Raw genomic sequence first — 17,255 nt, 5'->3', positions numbered from 1 at the left:
AATCTGGTATAACTTAGTTAGAGATTCTTTTGCAATTTCAAGTCAAAAACATCAGAATCTTGAAGTTCAGGGATAACTCCTCCTACCAATTCTGTCACCTTAAATTACAGTCAGTTTCATACTAAACAGATATATGCCACTATGTGAAAGGGGGTACTATAGTGTCTCAGGAAACAGCTGGAAAGGATTATCTGACGATGGATGATGTTGTACTTGACGATAAAGCAGTACTTGTAAGGGTGGATTTTAATTCACCCATGGACGATAACGGAAATATCCTGGATGATAGAAAAATTAAGAGTCATTTGCCTACTTTGCAGTCCCTGGAACACTCAAAAGTAGTTTTGATATCTCATCAGGGTCGACCCGGAGATGAGGACTATACCACCCTGGAAGCTCATGCAAAGCTAGCAACAAAGCTTTTAGGTCGAGAAGTGATCTACGAGGATGATATATTCAGCTCCTGTGCAAAGAACGCTATAAAATCCCTTGCCAGAGGAGAAGTCCTCCTCCTTGAGAACACACGTTTTAATGCCGAAGAGATCACAAAACTCATTCCTGAGGAACAGGCTAAAAGCCAGATGGTCAAGAAGTTGCATCCACTATTCGATCTTTTTATAAATGATGCCTTTTCGGTTTCTCACAGATCTCAGTGTTCCGTAGTAGGGTTTACATTGGTTTTGCCTAGTGTTGCCGGCATCCTTATGAACAAGGAAATTACAGGCTTAGATAAAGCCGTAAAATGCCATGAGCATCCATCAATCTTCGTATTGGGAGGAGCAAAAGCTAACGACTCTATAAAGGCCATTTCTAATATTCTCAAGCGGGATGGAGCCGATAAGATCCTTACTACCGGTGTAGTAGCTACGGTATTTATGATGGCAATGGGTGTCGACGTAGGCGAGGTCAATAGGAAATTCATTGAAGATGAGAAATATATGAACCAGGTTCCTATTGCTTCCACGCTACTCAAGGAGTATTCGGACAAGATTGTCGTGCCTGAGGATGTAGCATTAAACAATGGTGGAGAACGTCAGGAAGTTAAACTGGACAAGATAAAAGGGGACCTTCCAATAGCCGATATTGGCCGAGAGACCATCGAAAACTATTCCAGGTATCTTAAGGAAGCAAAATTATGTGTCTTTCACGGTCCAACCGGTATTTTCGAGTTAGATAAATTCAGGCTTGGTACGGATGAACTTCTTAAGGCTGCAACTCAAGCAAGCTACTCTGTTGCAGGAGGAGGACATACCTTAGATGCCATTGATCAACTTGGCTTAGAATCAAAATTTTCCCATATAAGCATGGGTGGAGGTGCAAGTATAGCCTATCTCTCTGGCGAGCCCTTACCGGGAATTACGGCTTTAAAAAACTATGCATCCAGGTCTTCTAAAGGTTAAAGGGTCTCAATAAGCTATATCAAGGCTAGGTTCGTCCCATAATTGTGATAAACCTTTCATTTATTGTAATAAAGATTTTTCATTTATTATAATAATCTTTTATTTATCTGATAAACCTTTCATTTAGTCAATTCACATATTTTTTCCTGTTCCAACACTAGTCAGCACGTTCTTTTTAAAACGTCAGGGTATTTATAAGGCCTAAGTATAATTATAAATAAATAATTATTTGTTGACGCGTTTATTTTGACAATACTGCGTATAAGAGCTGACAATTTATTGCGTATAAGAGCTGACACTCTATTGCATATAGAGCCGACACTCTATTGCATATAGAGCCGATACTCTATTGAGTATAAGAGCTGACAATCTAGGGGGAGTCTATGGCTGAAGAGGGTAACCATAGTGGGAACACTAGCTCAAAAAATCTTGGAAAAAGCAGGATTTTTACTTTAAAATCTTTTTTTATTACTCTTATAGGAGCCTTTCTTGGAGGGTTTATTTTCGGGCTCGTAGGATATTTCGCAGAAAACGGAAGTGTTGCAATACCCAGACTTGAGCCTCTCTTTGCAGCACCTTATGGTTCGGTTACGATTTTTTTTGTTATTTTTGGCGCAAGCCTCTGTTCGTTAATTGCCTCTCTTGTTTCTGCAGATCAGCTTCATAGGGAGGAAAGAGACAATGAAGCCAGGACAGGGTTAAACATGAACAGGTGGTTTGCATGGGGAATTGCGGTCCTTACTGCTGCAATTATTCTCAGTGCTTTGGGGTATATCTGGGTTCTTTCAGCTGCTTACGGAAATGGAGCTGATCAGGAATCACGTATAGGGTATACCATGAAAAACGTACAGAGAGTACCAGGAGATACACCTGCTGAGGTTGGAAATTCGATGGCTACAATGTTTTCCGGCCAAAGGCTTGAAGTACCTGCTGACCCAGTTGTAGCTGCAGTAATGGCACCAGTAGCTTCTGCAAGAAACCAGACTCTTGTTTACGGTACTGAGGAGGACGGTCAAAGAAATCCGGATGCCCTTATTGAAGAGTCACTATCTCTTCTGGGAGACAGCCCATTTATTGTTATAGTTTCGGCAAAAGAACCCGCCTACGCACTACCTGCAGCATATACTGCAGCATACTTCAGAGTACCCGTAGTTCCTGTTGAAGAAGGGCACATACCTCAAAGTTTACGGAACTTACTCAAAAAAGGAGAGAAAAAGGTTATTCTTGTAGCTGCTCCTGAGAGGCTTCTTTCGGATGCTCTTCTTAAAGAAATGGAGGTTTTTGGAAAAGTGGAGCGGGTTGCAGATGAGAATGTTTACAAGCACGCTTTACTATGGGCAAGGAGCCGTTGGGATAATTTCGGATGGGGTATGGTTGAAAATTACCACTTTGACGGGTACTACAACTTCGTACTTGCAAACCCTGAGACTCCCGAGTTTGCTGCAGCAGGTCTGCCTATGGCTTATCAGGGTAATTACGGACCATTGCTTTACACCCAAAAAGGAGACCTGAATAATTACGTTGACCAGTACTTCTGGAGGCTTTCTCCTGACTACTTTGTTTTTCCTTCAGACGGGCCTTTTATGAATGTAAGGGTTGTAGGAGGTCCTGAAAGTGTAAGTTATAACGCCCAGGCAAGAGCTGACCTTGCACTGGAAGTCCAATTCTTTAAAAATCAGAAAGCCGGAACAAGCGGACTTGCTTTGCTCGGATGGTCATGGTTTTTCATAGGATTATTCGGAGCCATATGGGCTCTTTTTATTATGCCGAAACGCCTTCCCTACAGTTCTTTTTATCCGAGGATTTACTGGCCGATGGCAATACTTATATTCGGACCTGTAGGCATTCTGGCTTTCCTTATGGCTTACCACAAAAGGCCTGTAATATCCATGGGGAACATGGTAAAATTCATGCGCCCTCCATGGGCAAGAGCTTTGTCGGCTACGATTATGAGTACAGGAATAGGGATGGCACTGATGATAGCTTCTTTATACCTGTTTCAGGCTTCTGGTATGCCACTCTTGCTTAACTTTGAGTTTTCGCCAGGGTACTGGTTAGGCTCACCGACGACAACTATAATGTGGCTGATAATGGTTGTTCCTGCCATTGTTATCTCATCTTTGTTTTATATGGGACCAATGATGAGCGATATGCGTCAAAAAAAGTACTGGGAAGGTGTAAAAGAGGCTTTTCCAGTAGTTGTCCTTTCTATGGTCAGCGCTTCCATAGGGATGTTTATAATTGGAGTATACGTTATTAACTGGAGAGGGTGGACAAGCGAGGAAGACCTCTGGCTCTGGGTAACCCCATTATGGGTTTCTGCAGTTGCAGGTTTTTTTACCGCGTTAATCCCTAACTATTTTATGGTCAAAGCCGGATGGAAGGAGGGAGAGGCGTGATAAAGCCTGTTTACACTTTACTTTCGGTTACTGCCCTTACGGTTCTTTTAATCCTTGGACATATATTACTATGGGAGCCTCAGGGAAAACCTCTTGACGTAAGCACAACACAAAATGAGAAGCTTCTCGAATTAACGGGCAGTACTGCCAGACTCTCAGGTGAAAACCACATTCAAACAGCTACTGTCTATTCTCAGACTATTTATGCGGCAGCTCAGGAAAAAGACAGGCCTGGTGCGGTTGTTCTCGTGAGAGATGATGATCCTGCAACTGCAATTGCCACGACACGTCTGCAGCATTTTCCGGTTAATGCACCTATGCTTTTTGTTACTGGAAATGGTACCATACTGCCTGAGGACACTAAAAAAGAACTCGAGAGGCTGGGACCTGAAGGAGTTACGATGGATAATAATGTGCAGGTGTACATTGTAGGGAATATCGACAGACGCGTAGTCGATGAGGTTGAGAAACTTAATCTGAAAACTCAGACAATAAGTGCATCAAACCCGATTAAGTTTGCCGAAGTTCTGGATGAGTACATTGCAGTTCTGGAGTCTTATCACAAGCAGATTGTTTTTATAGCTTCTACGGATGCTCTTGAGTATGCATATCCTGCCGCTAACTGGAACGCTCATATGGGAGATGCTTTTGCTTACGTAACTCCCGACGGTGTGCCTGAAGAGACAAAAAGAATCCTTGAAAGACGGTCACTCTATTATCCTTACATCTATGTGTTTGCTCCCTCTTCGGTTGTCAATAGCACGACAATGGCAGAACTTTCGAAGTACGGACATGTTCAGCGTATCCCGGGAAGCACACCTCAGGAAATGGCTGTAAGATGGGCTGGATACAAGGACAGCGGACATATGTTCTCATGGCTTATCGGCTACATACCTCGTAGCGTTGGATGGGGGTATGCAGAACCAGGTCATAACCTACTTCTTGCAAGTCCTGAGGACTGGAGGGTTGTAGTCCCAAGCGGAGTGCTGTCTCACATGGGAAAACATGGGTTCCTTATCCTGACAGAGCCAAACGGTGAGCTACCTGACGCTGCACGTTCTTACTTACAGGTTCTTAAACCCAGTCCCACATATCCCAGCCAGCAGGTGTTCAATTTTGCGTGGATCCTTGGCAGGAACGTAAATAATGAGACCGTAAGAGAGCTAGATGAACTCCTTCAGGTTTCTTCTCCGTATAGTTTTAATAACAAAAGTCTGCCAGTTGGAAATAATAGCAGCTGACAGCTAAAGACAATAAAGAATAGAAAAACTCAACTCATTTATTTTCAAAAAACTCCTTAATTCTTTACTTTTTGGACAATTAACTGATGCAAAAGGCTTTGTATTCTATGACATTTTATTTATATATCCAAATGCAAATGTCTCGAGGCTTACGTGATAAATCGAAATAAATAGCATGAAATCTTGAAATATTTTAATTGTTATACTGTAACAGTTTATTCATGCTTTTTTGCTCTATAACACGCAAGTCCTGAAACACGGGATTACTAAACTTACTGAAAGGGGGGCTTTAAATAAGAATTATGCCACAGCAGAATCTTATCAATGCATTTGGGGGAGAAAGTCAAGCATATATGAGGTAATATACGTTTTGCAAATCAAGCCTAAATAGAAAAACTTAGCAATGTGGCTCGATTGTTCCGAGCAATCACTCATACTGAATATATACACGCAGGAGATCATTTTTGGGAGTTAAAACACCGAGATTCGGATGGGGTCTTATTCGGATAGGGTCTTAATTTAAATTCCTGAACTGAACATGGAAGTTAGCAATTAAACTGAGAATTTGATGTTGTTAACCTTCGCCTGCCTGAGAAACAAATAACCATTACATCTAATGTGCCTGATTTTGGACTTTAAGTGCATATAATCCTAAGATATAACTAAAAAGGATAGGATAACAATGGCTAAAGCAAAAATTGCGGTAAACGGGTATGGAACTATAGGTAAAAGGGTTGCAGATGCTGTTAAGGCTCAGGACGATATGGAAGTTGTCGGAGTTTCCAAGACAAAACCAAACTATGAAGCTTCAGTGGCACATCGGCTAGGATATGACATATATACCCTTGCTGAGAACGTTGAAGCCTTTGAGAAAGCAGGGATGCCGGCAGCCGGAACTATTGAAGAGATGCTGGAAAAATCTGACCTGGTTGTGGACTGCACTCCAGGGGGGATTGGGGAAAAAAATAAGCCTATGTATGAGAAAGTCGGGATAAAGGCAATCTGGCAGGGTGGAGAGAGTCATACCATTTCGGATTTCTCTTTTAATGCGGAAAGTAATTATGAGCAGGCTGTGGGTCGTGACCTGACAAGAGTTGTCTCATGTAATACGACAGCACTTTGCAGAGCTATTTCAGCTATAGACAGAGAACTCGAAGTAAATAAGGTAAGGGTAAGTCTTACAAGAAGAGCAGTCGATCCCAATGAAATTAAAAAGGGACCTGTTGATGCAATCGTACTTAATCCTGTTAAACTTCCGTCTCACCATGGTCCTGATGTAAGGAGTGTGCTTCCTCACATTAATATAACAACCGCAGCTACTAAAGTTCCGACGACTCTTATGCATGTGCACACTGTAAATATGGATGTCAATAAAGATTGCACTGCAGAAGATGTTAAGAATATCTTTGGTTCTCAGTCCAGAATCCGTTTAATAGGGGACGGAATTACTTCAACCGCCGAAATAATTGAATATGCGCGGGATATCGGACGCCCCAGACACGATATGTGGGAGCTTTGTATCTGGTCTGAATCCATTACAGTAACTGAGAAAGAGCTTTATTTCTTCCATGCTGTCCATCAAGAATCTATTGTTGTTCCGGAAAACGTTGATGCAATAAGGGCAATGATGGAATTGGAAAGTGACGGCTCGAAATCGATCGAGAAAACAAACAAAGCTATTGGATTATCTAACAAATAAAGTTTTAAATAAAGTTGTGGGGATTAAAGTCTAATATAAAGACTCAAGTTTTTTGTGACTCTGAGTATTCAAATTGAATTTCAGAAATCTGGATATTCAATTTGAATTTCAGAAATCTGGATATTCAATTTGAATATAAGGAATCGATTTTGTAGAAAATTATCTAAACCGTTTTATTTCAGTCAAATACCTCGCTAGCTTGCAGCGGGGTGCACCAGCGCAACTTTGATTTCATAATTGTGTTTATTGCCAGAGGGAGGAGTGATTATTCCAAATTCGATATTCAGAGAGGAAATTTAGATTTTCGGGATAAGCTCATAATATAAATAGTAGAAAGGCATAATCATGCTACATTCAACATTTTCCAGCACAGTTTGCCTATTCATTGATATATATAAATTTCTTACACGGATAATCGAAAACTATGATAAGCTCGCCAGGCGTAAAACCTATTCTTTTGTACAGTTCCCTCGCTGCTTTGCCTTTTGGATCATCTTCCCTGTAGGTTATAACAGTAAAACAACTGCCTTTAGGAAAAAAAGCAAACATATGCCGGATTAAGGCAGTCGCCGTGCCCAGCCTGCGGTACTGAGGATGTACCGCGAGAAACTCAAGTTCTTTGGATTCTCTCGAAAACAGTAGGGCTCCAATCAAAACACCGTTTTCTTTCGCTACCAAAGCGCCTTGTTCGAGTATCCTTATTGACAGCCCTTTTTTATATTCGTCCATGTCAAGACCTGGAAAATTGTCTTTAACAAGCTCCAGTAATTTAATCCAGCCATCAATATCGTTGTTTTGCGCAAGTCCGATCTTCATAAAACATCACTAAACTAATTAATAACCTTAACTCCCATATTTTATAGGGAATATATTAAATCTGAGAGCTTTATCTAATTCCATTACTCACTTAGAAGTTTCAGTAAGAATAGTATTCTCAGTAAGATCTACGCTTTTCGTTTTTCTAAATTTCAATAATTTGTTATTAGGTGAAAGTTTATCATTAATATCCGTTTTTTTAAAGATACATACATGATCGATGATAAGTTTTTGGATATGAGTTGAGGCTTTGCTATTTCTCCTTAAGTCATTTATTTTTCCTTAATATTCTGACTAATCTCTGTGAATTTTAAAAACAAAGAGATAATTCTTCGATTTCATATGATGGAAACGAAACTGGACTCTGGAATTGTCAATGGCCAGTGTTCTATGAAGGAAGCACAGACGGGCACGAATAAATACGAGTTGAACTCGTCTGTGCTCATCTGTTTTTATCCCTGGTTTATTGAGAATATACTGGATAAATGCACTAACTATGAGATATCTTTTTAATAATTATATAAAAGATATATAAAAGACTTTTTTACTCTTTCCTTTATCTTTACTTTTATTCCATGGATTTAAATAATATTACAGCTTTATTTTATAAATGGGGGAAAGAAGGACCAATTTTTAAGATAGCGGATGAAAAGACTAGTTTCACGTAACGGTGGAAAGATTAATTTGTCAAATGATAGGTGAAAAAGCACTTAAGAGATGTTTAAAAATTAAAGTATTTTCATTATGTTCCTTTTATAAGCCGAAATCTTGTCCTGCAAAGCTTTGATTCTGGTTAACTTTTGTTCGATAAAAAGTTCTGGATCCGGGTTTTATGTAAAAATAAGGCATTTACAGCTATCTTGAGACTGGGAGTTATAACAGTTAACTAAGAGAACTCTAACAAATTTAAAAATCTTAACAACTGAGGCTATGAAATAAGTTCAAGAAGAAGCCTTTCGGAACCTGAATGTATGATTTAAGCTGTACCTTGTTGTCAGGAATGGTTACTCAAGTTAGGATGGGAGTATGAGACTAACAAAATCCATTTGCCCGGAATGCAAAAGAGTAATTGAAGCTTCGGTCTTCGAGGAAAATGGAAAAATGTTAATGGAAAAAGAATGTCCTGATCATGGCAATTTCAGGGACGTATACTGGTCAGATGCTGAACTCTATAAGAAGTTCGAAAAGTACTCATATACAGGAACAGGAATTTCAAACTTCCAGAGTGCCAGTCCTTTAAGCTGTCCTTCTGGCTGTGGAATCTGCCGGTATCATGAATCAGGGACTTTGCTTGCAAACATAGATGTTACTAATAGATGCAACCTTAGATGCCCTGTCTGTTTTGCAAATGCAAGAGTAAAAGGCTTTGTTTTCGAACCAAGCTTCGAAGAAATCAGGAAGATGATGGAAACACTAAGAAACCAGAAACCTGTTCCCTGCTCTGCCATTCAGTTTTCCGGCGGAGAGCCAACAGTAAGAGATGACCTTCCGGAGATAATTGAACTGGCCCAGGAGCTGGGTTTTGCACATATCCAGCTTGCAAGCAACGGAGTCCGCCTTGCTAATAGCCCTGAATACTGTAAAAGGTTAAGAGATGCAACACTGCGTACTGTTTACCTTGCTTTTGACGGAATTAGTCCAGAGCCTTATTTTGAAACCAGGGGATTTAACGCTCTACCTTCGAAGAAAAAAGCTGTTGAAAATTGCAGACGTTTCGGGCCTGAAAGTGTTGTGCTTGTCCCAACTCTTGCAAAAGGAGTAAACGACTCTCAGATAGGTGGGATTATCCGCTATGCAGCCGAAAACCTTGACATCATAAAAGGAGTGAACTTCCAACCCATTGCGTTTACAGGAAGAATAGATCAGTCACAGAGAGAACGGAAGAGAATTACCATATCTGATGTCATAAAGCTTGCGGAAGAACAGACTAATGGAGAAATTCCCTGTGATGCCTGGTATCCGGTATCCTTTGTGGTTCCACTAAGCCGTTTCCTTTCATCTGTGAGAAAAGTTCCTATTCCGGAGTTGGCAGTCCACCCACACTGCGGTGCTGGGACCTATGTTTTCTTTGAAGAAGGACACTTTATCCCAATTACAAGTTTTCTTGATGTGGAAGGTTTTGTTGAATTCCTGGAAGAAGCAACCTCCGAGATGAATGGAAAAGTTAGCAGAGTTTTAACCCTTGCAAAGATCATCAAGCAAGTTCCAAAGTACATTGACGAGAAGAAGGGTCCAAAATCGGTAAACGTGTTACGGATGATTCTCGATGTCCTTAAAAAAGGTGACATGGAAAATACCTCACGTTTTCACAGAAATACACTATTCCTCGGAACAATGCATTTTCAGGATTTATACAACATAGATCTCGAAAGAATCAAAAAATGCGGAGTACATTATGCCATACCGGACGGTAGAATAATTCCTTTCTGCACATATAACATCTTTCATAGAGACTCAGTCGAATCAAAGTTCTCGGTGCCTTATATACAGGAGCACGAACCTGAACAGGAATCATAAATAGAAAGATTAAATGTTTTGTGTTTAGTGTTTTCTAGCAGTAGAAAAATTGTTGCCTAGATTGCTAAATAAAAAGACTGCTTCTTTTACTCATATTAATCTTATTCCTAAATTTAGGTCGTCTTCCATTGTCTTCCATTGTCTTCCATTGTCTTCCATTGTCTTCCATTGTCTTCCATTGTCTTCCATTGTCTTCCATTGTCTTCCATTGTCTTCCGTTGTCTGTTGGTTGATATTTATCTCATGCTCGTAAATTAGTTTCCAATTCCTTTTTGTTCCTGATCTAAGTGGAACTGGTTGACTTATGTTCCTTGTACAAAAACGCAAAAATTTGTCATATTGAATAACCATGGTAATATCGACCAGGTAATGCTGAAGATCTGAGTTTCAAGCTTATATAAAAGTCAGTAAGAGCATATAAGTCCGTAAGAGCATATTTTAATCTTACAATAAGTCTATAATACTTTAATCATCAGATATATGGCATTATTCAGATTATGTATGTGACCAGTTGTAAAAGTTACATTTCGTCACAGCATTTTATGATAACTTTAAATCAGGAATGGGGAACAATATGATATGGGAAAGTCCTGGGGAATTGTTTGTCCGACATAGAAATAACCCGATACTCACAGTTGATTATTGGCCGTATAAAGTCAGCTCGGTGTTTAATCCTGCAGCAGTTATGGTTGGCAATGAAACTGTACTACTGGTACGGGTTGAAGATCACAGAGGTTTTTCTCATCTTACAGTAGCCAGAAGCAAGAATGGAATTGACAATTGGGAAATTGATCCCAAACCAACCTTTACCTCGGATCCTACATATCATGCTGAAGAGATATATGGTATTGAAGACCCGCGTATAACTTACATCGATGAGATGGGAAAATGGGCCATAGCATATACGGCTTATTCGGACTCTGGTCCTTTAACTTCACTTGCCTATACCGAAGATTTCGATAATTTTGAGCGAGTAGGTCCTATAATGCCGCCTGAAAATAAAGATGCTGCTATTTTTCCTATAAGATTTAACGGCAGATGGGCGATATTAAACAGACCGGTATCTAACATTGCGGATGCAAAGGCAAACATCTGGATATCTTTTTCGCCTGATATGAAATACTGGGGAGAACATAAGGTCCTTCTGTACGCTCGAAAAGGAGGATGGTGGGATGCCCGTAAGATCGGATTAGCCCCTCCGCCAATGCAAACATCCGATGGATGGTTAATTATGTACTATGGGGTACGTCAGACAACATCTAAAAGGAGCTATCGGCTCGGACTTGCCCTTCTTGACCTTGAGGATCCTACAAAAGTGCTCCACAGGTCAGAAGGCTGGATTTTCGGGCCTCGTGAAATGTATGAGCGGACCGGAGACGTTAATGATGTTGTTTTCCCGTGCGGATGGATCCTTGTGGGCAATGAACTCCGTATTTATTATGGAAGTGCGGATATGTCCGTAGCAATGGCCAGTGCAAAAATGAGCGATGTTATGCAGTATATCCGTGAATGTCCTGGGGAACAATGCCTTGAATAATACTACAAATAGTTTTGAAGAAGACAGGAAAAATTGGCTCTTTGATGTTTTTATTGGTTGAAAATAATTGTCTAGTTATAAAGTAGTTAGGCAAAAAAAAACATCGAGCTTGAATGTAATTTTCAACCATAAACTTTTTTAAATTTTTAGATTTATTACTCCGATATTTGGAAATGAATGCAGTTTTACCCACTCAACACATCGAAGAATAAAACACTTTTTCTGACATCTGCTCACTCTACTTTTCTTCTTTTTTTGCCAGTAGTCGCCCGATATCTGCTTACTTCGTGAGCATGCGGGCGTGGAGGGAAGTTTTCAGATTGTTAATTAAAAAGAGATTTGATAACTCCTTCAGAGTTAATAAGGCACTGCGGGGTCTTTATACCTAAAACTCTCCTATTTTCACCGTTGAAATTATTAGCGTTATATCCGTGTATGACAGACTAAACAAATGTTTTTGCAATAAAAGTTTAATTTCAAGACCCTCTCTAAGCTGGCTTACGATAGCAGTTTATTACTAATATACTCAGAGTTATGAATAAATACGGAAAGATAGATTCCCATATAGATGCAACACTTGCACTTATAATAAAAAAAATAGGATTGGTAAACCAGAAATTATTACACCATGATTTGGTATAGGGATTGAAAAACCATGAACTGTTATATATATTGTAAAGATTATAAAAAAATAGCGGGATAAACAAAGCAAAAAACAATTTTAAGTAACTCGATTTACTCATACGGTATCTTTCTTTTCTTGTCATCCTACAATATAAATATAAAATAAATAATACAAATAATGCTACAATAACAATGTAAACAACCGGTATCCCATATAATGTTACAACATGACTCGAAACTACTACTGCTTTTCCTACTACTACTTCTCCTGTGCCAGAGCCAATGATTGCACTTTCATTGTTCACGTTTCTATATATGTTTTAAAAAGTTAAAAGATTTTTTATTTCACCCAGCACCCTTGGACTTGATAAACCTTATTTTCTCTCCAGTGGAGAAATGAGATTTAGAAATCCGTAATCATCGTCTATCTCTGATCCTTTTCCCTCAGTCTTGAAACCGTCAGTTGAGCTGATAGCTATCTAATATGTCCGCAGTAGTAACTATCTTATTGCCTGGTTGAGGATTTGATCAATCCTATTTCATGCTCTCTTATGGGAACAGTATGAATCGGAAAACTATATAATTTATCAAAGAGGCAAATAGTCAGACTAAATATCCAGTACTGCATAATAAGAGGTAATGGGGGATTATAATTATGGAAGTCAATGAGAAAGAAATGAGGATTAAGATAATCAAAGACGGACCGTATCGGGTTACAGGTGGAGTACCGCTTTTGGAACAGGTAATTGTCACCGATGACGCTGGTCACACCAGGGAATTAATTGATATAAAGGAACACCCTCGGCGGAAGGCCTATATTTTATGCCGCTGTGGCTCATCCGAAAACAAGCCCTTCTGTGATGGGACCCACAGCAAGGTCGGTTTTGACGGTAGCGAAACAGCCAGCAGGAAGCCTTACCTGGAAAAAGCGGAAACGTTTGAAGGTCCTGATCTAAAACTCACCGATGTCCATGAGCTCTGTGATCATTCCCGTTTCTGCCAGCGGTCTGGAGGAATAAGGAATCTCGTACAAAAATCAGACGACCCGGAAGCCCGACAAACCGCCATAGAGGAAGCTATGATCTGCCCGTCGGGACGGCTGGTTCTGTGGGACAAAAAGACAGGCAAACCCTTTGAAAAAGAATTTGAACCATCTATTGTACTGGTTCACGACAAACAAAAAAGTTGTGAAGGCCCCCTCTGGGTTCGAGGCGGTATCCCCATTGAATCTGCAGATGGCAGCCTGTACGAATCCCGGAACAGAGTAACCCTCTGTCGATGTGGGAAGTCAGAGAACAAGCCCTACTGTGACGGCAGCCACTGGATGAACAGCCAGCAGAAGCTTGAGTTCAGAAAAAAGTGGGGCCTGGAATGAGTGAGTTCGTTGATTAATAGAGATTCTTAACTTGCGGACGTAGTAGTCTCGCACAACAATCAGGCAATCCAAAAGCCAAAATGAAAGCAATCAATGGACGATTTCGCGATAAAAAATAAAAAATTTGAGGGTAGCCTTCTTTATTGCAGGTAATCACCCGGTATTTGCTTATTTCGTGAGCATGCGGGCGTGGAAGGAAGTTTTCAGATGAATTTAAAAAAGAAATTTGATAACTATTTAAAAGTCAGTTATCAAAACTTTATAAAATGAGAATGATTCTACGTTATCATGATACATCAAAAACTTTTCTACCGATGCGGACGATGCTTGCACCTTCTTCTATTGCTATTTGATAATCGTCTGTCATTCCCATTGAGAGATGCTGAATATGTTTTTCTAAATGCTTCTCTGCTTTGTCTTTTAATTCTTTTAATTCTTTGAAATATTTTCTTGAATCTTCGGGGTCTTCGTTTTTTGGCGGGATTGTCATCAGGCCTTCAAAACTTAAATATTCGAGGGTTGATATCTGGTCTAGAAGCTTTAAGAGGTCATCTGGCTCTAATCCGGCATGTTTTTTTTTGTCTGTCTTCACTTGTATGAGGATTTTCTGAATCCGTTTTTTTTCTTTTGCTGCATTGTTTATCTTTTCTGCAAGTTCGTATGAATCAACACTTTCTATCAAGTAGGGATTCAGGTTTACTACTTTTTTTGCCTTGTTTAACTGAAGTGTGCCGATGAAGTGGGTTTTTATCTCAGGTGGAAGATATGGGGCCAAATCTTTCATCTGTTGATAATGGTTGAAACCGATGTCTGTAACACCTGCTTTTACGGATCTGTCTATTTGTATTTTTGATGCGTATTTTACTGCGACGACAAGTGTTACATCAGAAGGTATTGTTTTTAAAAGTTCTTTTACATTGTCTTCGATCATATGTTATCATTCTATGGTCATTATTTCTATGCAGAGATTTTCAGTACTTTGTCTCTTTTATAATAAGTACTTCTGGTACGAAGTTTTCGGCCTTTTTTGGCCTCTTATCAGAGCACTCAAAATGGTTCTATCAAGTCTTCGGACGGAGATGAGAGAGGTGTCTTTGACATAGACCTGATCATAACCCTCGATCATAACCCTCGACAACTTGACATAACCTCATCTTACTCTTTAATGTCATCACGAAAAGTGTCAGCACACTTCTGGTTCCAGCTTCCGTACTTCTTTTTCTGGTATTCGTTTCCCCATTCGTTTAACGCCATAAGAATGGAAAAACCGAGCGACCGTCATCAGTAATACCATAATCGACTCTTGGCGGGACCTCGGGATAGACAGTCCGTTCGATCATTCCGTCGGCAACCAGCTCACGGAGCTGTTTTGTCAGCATCATCTGGGTGATCTCCGGTATTTTCTTCTGGATCCCAGAGAACCTGACCGGTCCGTCTTTGAGGAACCAGAGGATTACTGGCTTCCACTTTCCGCCAATAACGGAGAGCGAAATCTGGATCGGACATTTTCCTACAGGAGAAGATCTTTGCATAAGCAATAGTATCATTTATAATAGTATATACGATTTCGCAAACTGCTCATTTTTTAATACTATAGCACTTACGGTCTTTTATCTGGATTGAAGTGGCCCGGACAAGAAAATACGGGCAAAAAGGTAGAAGCATCATGGACACTAATCACGTATATCGCGTGGGCGAGGTCACAGTTACCCGTGTACCCGAACTTATTCTCGATTCAAACACTCCTGAATATCTGTATCCCCAGTGGGACCCTTCATTCATTCAGGAGCATGAAAAATGGCTGGTTCCCGGAAACATGGATAAGACCCGTATGCATATCTTCCAGAGTATTTATACGTGGGTGCTGCGGACAAAGCAACATACGATTCTTATTGACACAGGGGCGGGAAACGACAAGGAACGTATCTGGATGCCCCGGTTAAACAGGTTGAAATCCCCCTACCTGAAACGGCTCAAAGCCGCAGATGTGACTCCGGCAATGGTAGATTATGTTATCCTAACGCACCTTCACGTGGATCACGTTGGATGGAATACACAGCTTGTTGATGGTACATGGGAACCGACCTTCCCCAATGCAACGTATGTCTTCTCAAAATCCGAGAAGAGACATTATTCCGACCCTGAAAACTACCCGGTGAATAGCCGCGTCAAATTCATTGTATATGAAGACAGCGTCCGACCGGTGATCCAGGCAGGGCAGGCAGAAATCATTGAACCGGATGGGGTGGAGTTCCTTGAGGGAATCTCCTTATATCCGGTACCCGGGCACAGCATTGGCCAGATGGCAGTCTGCCTTACTTCCGGCGGAGAAGAAGCTCTTTTTGGTGGGGATGTCATGCACCATCCCATCCAGGTATACCGCCCCGAATGGAACTCGGTGTACTGTGAAGATGCACAGCAGGCACGTGTTTCAAGGAGATGGGCGCTGGACTATCTTGCGGACCGACGTGCTTTGTTTTTCAGTTCTCATTTCGCAGAGACCTCCGTGGGGCGTGTAACCCGCACGGGTGACCGCTTTGTGTGGCAGTTCTGCTGACAGTGCAGAAGTTTCTGTTGCATTGTCAGACCTGAAAAATTTCCTTTGTTGTGATCTATTGTAGTTGATATTTAAACTTGCCTGGATTGCAACAGAACAGAACAAAGAGTTAAATAAATAGTAGTTTTGTAAAAAGAGGTTACTAAATGAGTCTTATTTCGTTTGACGTGGAAAAGTGTACAGCTTGTGGAATTTGTTCTATGACTTGTCCTCTAAACATAGTCATGCCTGGAGAAAAAGGAGCTCCGTCCTTACCTATAGAATATGAGGCATTTTGCACTCATTGTGGGCACTGTGAAGCTATTTGTCCGACTAATGCAATTATGGTAAATTATCAGTCATTTCCTCCTGAAGATAATAATGCTAGCATTGAGGAGATTAACCCTGAACAACTTAAAAAATATATTCAAAGTAGACGCTCGATAAGGGTTTTCAAAGATAAGCCTGTTGAGAACGAGAAAATCAAAGATCTTTTTGAAGCCGTCCGCTTTGCTCCGTCCGGAATGAATGGACAACCTGTTAGGTGGCTTGTTGTAACCGATGCATTGGAGATTAAAAAATTTGCAGATCTTACTATTGAGTGGATGAGAATGATGGCGGAAAAAGACGCAGACCATCCTCTTAAGCGTTATTTCCCTGTTCTTGTTGCTCTCGCTGACGCAGGCTTTGACCCCATTTGTAGAAACTCTCCTGGACTTGTCTATGCTTACTCGGAAAATGCCTCTGGATACACTGATAGCATTATAGCCCTGACAACTTTTGATCTCATTGCTCCTTCTTTTGGTCTTGGAACTTGTTGGGTAGGACTACTGCATAGAGCAGCAGTTGAGTATCAGCCATTAAAAGAGGCTCTTGGGATTCCTGCAGGGTTTGTTTTGCAATTTCCAATGCTTTTTGGGTACTCAAAATATAAATATAGAAAAATACCAGGTAGAAAAAAAGCGGATATTTTATGGAGATAACCGTAATCAAAGTTATTTTGGTTCTATGCTATTTTACGGGTTTTGTTGTAAAAGATGCATTTTAAATGCAATTAAAATATATTAAAACATATTTAAATATATTTTAAATAAATTTTTGATATATTTTT

Annotated in this window: 13 protein-coding genes; 10 read left to right on the top strand and 3 right to left on the bottom strand. The window is 40.3% G+C overall.

Features of this window, described 5'->3' with window-relative positions; translation table 11 throughout:
• Nucleotides 1–161: 161 nt before the first annotated feature.
• The 4 genes from MSBR3_RS06255 to MSBR3_RS06240 all read left to right on the top strand — a co-directional run bounded on the left by MSBR3_RS06255 (nucleotide 162) and on the right by MSBR3_RS06240 (nucleotide 6,739).
• Nucleotides 162–1,400, top strand: a complete 1,239-nt coding sequence (locus MSBR3_RS06255; protein WP_080942226.1) for a phosphoglycerate kinase — start codon at nucleotides 162–164, stop codon at nucleotides 1,398–1,400.
• A gap of 383 nt (nucleotides 1,401–1,783) precedes the next feature.
• Nucleotides 1,784–3,799: a DUF4396 domain-containing protein gene (locus MSBR3_RS06250; protein ID WP_230627882.1), complete on the top strand. Its 2,016-nt coding sequence runs from the start codon at nucleotides 1,784–1,786 to the stop codon at nucleotides 3,797–3,799.
• Nucleotides 3,796–5,040, top strand: coding sequence for a cell wall-binding repeat 2 family protein (locus MSBR3_RS06245; protein ID WP_230627879.1), 1,245 nt, complete (start codon nucleotides 3,796–3,798; stop codon nucleotides 5,038–5,040). The genes MSBR3_RS06250 and MSBR3_RS06245 overlap by 4 nt, the downstream gene beginning before the upstream one ends.
• A gap of 682 nt (nucleotides 5,041–5,722) precedes the next feature.
• Nucleotides 5,723–6,739 carry a type II glyceraldehyde-3-phosphate dehydrogenase gene (locus MSBR3_RS06240; RefSeq protein ID WP_048107169.1) on the top strand — a complete coding sequence of 339 codons (1,017 nt, stop codon included), beginning with the start codon at nucleotides 5,723–5,725 and terminating at the stop codon, nucleotides 6,737–6,739.
• A gap of 378 nt (nucleotides 6,740–7,117) precedes the next feature.
• On the opposite strand, the gene MSBR3_RS06235 is transcribed toward MSBR3_RS06240, so the two are convergent.
• Entirely contained in the window at nucleotides 7,118–7,555 is a 438-nt protein-coding gene (locus MSBR3_RS06235) for a GNAT family N-acetyltransferase (RefSeq protein WP_048107168.1), read from the bottom strand.
• Between the two features lie 342 nt (nucleotides 7,556–7,897).
• Between MSBR3_RS06235 and MSBR3_RS20085 the strand changes: the two genes are divergently transcribed.
• The 4 genes from MSBR3_RS20085 (at nucleotide 7,898) to MSBR3_RS06215 (ending at nucleotide 13,608) form a co-directional block, all read left to right on the top strand.
• Nucleotides 7,898–8,068 carry a hypothetical protein gene (locus MSBR3_RS20085; RefSeq protein WP_155396742.1) on the top strand — a complete coding sequence of 57 codons (171 nt, stop codon included), beginning with the start codon at nucleotides 7,898–7,900 and terminating at the stop codon, nucleotides 8,066–8,068.
• A gap of 513 nt (nucleotides 8,069–8,581) precedes the next feature.
• Nucleotides 8,582–10,072, top strand: coding sequence for a tetraether lipid synthase Tes (gene tes / locus MSBR3_RS06230; protein ID WP_048107167.1), 1,491 nt, complete (start codon nucleotides 8,582–8,584; stop codon nucleotides 10,070–10,072).
• A 574-nt stretch (nucleotides 10,073–10,646) separates the two neighbouring features.
• Entirely contained in the window at nucleotides 10,647–11,609 is a 963-nt protein-coding gene (locus MSBR3_RS06220) for a glycoside hydrolase family 130 protein (RefSeq protein ID WP_048107165.1), read from the top strand.
• 1,279 nt (nucleotides 11,610–12,888) lie between these two features.
• Nucleotides 12,889–13,608, top strand: coding sequence for a CDGSH iron-sulfur domain-containing protein (locus tag MSBR3_RS06215; RefSeq protein WP_230627876.1), 720 nt, complete (start codon nucleotides 12,889–12,891; stop codon nucleotides 13,606–13,608).
• A 286-nt stretch (nucleotides 13,609–13,894) separates the two neighbouring features.
• Here the strand turns inward: MSBR3_RS06215 and MSBR3_RS06210 are convergent, their stop codons facing one another.
• Nucleotides 13,895–14,539, bottom strand: coding sequence for a YggS family pyridoxal phosphate-dependent enzyme (locus tag MSBR3_RS06210; RefSeq protein WP_048107163.1), 645 nt, complete (start codon nucleotides 14,537–14,539; stop codon nucleotides 13,895–13,897).
• A gap of 313 nt (nucleotides 14,540–14,852) precedes the next feature.
• Nucleotides 14,853–15,140 (bottom strand): winged helix-turn-helix transcriptional regulator, encoded by a 288-nt coding sequence (locus tag MSBR3_RS06205; RefSeq protein ID WP_080942224.1) that lies wholly within the window; start codon nucleotides 15,138–15,140, stop codon nucleotides 14,853–14,855.
• 134 nt (nucleotides 15,141–15,274) lie between these two features.
• Here MSBR3_RS06205 and MSBR3_RS06200 point away from each other — a divergent pair, with 134 nt between their 5' ends.
• Together MSBR3_RS06200 and MSBR3_RS06195 are read left to right on the top strand one after the other, a co-directional pair.
• Nucleotides 15,275–16,165: an MBL fold metallo-hydrolase gene (locus MSBR3_RS06200; protein ID WP_048110109.1), complete on the top strand. Its 891-nt coding sequence runs from the start codon at nucleotides 15,275–15,277 to the stop codon at nucleotides 16,163–16,165.
• A 146-nt stretch (nucleotides 16,166–16,311) separates the two neighbouring features.
• On the top strand, nucleotides 16,312–17,127 hold the full coding sequence (locus MSBR3_RS06195) for a nitroreductase family protein (protein WP_048107162.1): 816 nt from the start codon (nucleotides 16,312–16,314) through the stop codon (nucleotides 17,125–17,127).
• Nucleotides 17,128–17,255 lie beyond the last annotated feature (128 nt).

It is taken from the genome of Methanosarcina barkeri 3, assembly GCF_000970305.1.
GTDB classification, from domain to species: Archaea; Halobacteriota; Methanosarcinia; order Methanosarcinales; family Methanosarcinaceae; genus Methanosarcina; species Methanosarcina barkeri_A.
The sequence above is the reverse complement of the archived record's forward strand: the minus strand, read 5'-3'. Positions and strand labels throughout refer to the sequence as shown.

Bases quoted from the DNA above. Each gene is read 5' to 3' on its own strand.
- MSBR3_RS06250 (WP_230627882.1), top strand. From the start codon at position 1,784: ATGGCTGAAGAGGGTAACCATAGTGGGAACACTAGCTCAAAAAATCTT.
- MSBR3_RS06240 (WP_048107169.1), top strand. From the start codon at position 5,723: ATGGCTAAAGCAAAAATTGCGGTAAACGGGTATGGAACTATAGGTAAA.
- MSBR3_RS06235 (WP_048107168.1), bottom strand. From the start codon at position 7,555: ATGAAGATCGGACTTGCGCAAAACAACGATATTGATGGCTGGATTAAA.
- MSBR3_RS20085 (WP_155396742.1), top strand. From the start codon at position 7,898: ATGATGGAAACGAAACTGGACTCTGGAATTGTCAATGGCCAGTGTTCT.
- tes (WP_048107167.1), top strand. From the start codon at position 8,582: ATGAGACTAACAAAATCCATTTGCCCGGAATGCAAAAGAGTAATTGAA.
- MSBR3_RS06220 (WP_048107165.1), top strand. From the start codon at position 10,647: ATGATATGGGAAAGTCCTGGGGAATTGTTTGTCCGACATAGAAATAAC.
- MSBR3_RS06215 (WP_230627876.1), top strand. From the start codon at position 12,889: ATGGAAGTCAATGAGAAAGAAATGAGGATTAAGATAATCAAAGACGGA.
- MSBR3_RS06210 (WP_048107163.1), bottom strand. From the start codon at position 14,539: ATGATCGAAGACAATGTAAAAGAACTTTTAAAAACAATACCTTCTGAT.
- MSBR3_RS06205 (WP_080942224.1), bottom strand. From the start codon at position 15,140: ATGCAAAGATCTTCTCCTGTAGGAAAATGTCCGATCCAGATTTCGCTC.
- MSBR3_RS06200 (WP_048110109.1), top strand. From the start codon at position 15,275: ATGGACACTAATCACGTATATCGCGTGGGCGAGGTCACAGTTACCCGT.
- MSBR3_RS06195 (WP_048107162.1), top strand. From the start codon at position 16,312: ATGAGTCTTATTTCGTTTGACGTGGAAAAGTGTACAGCTTGTGGAATT.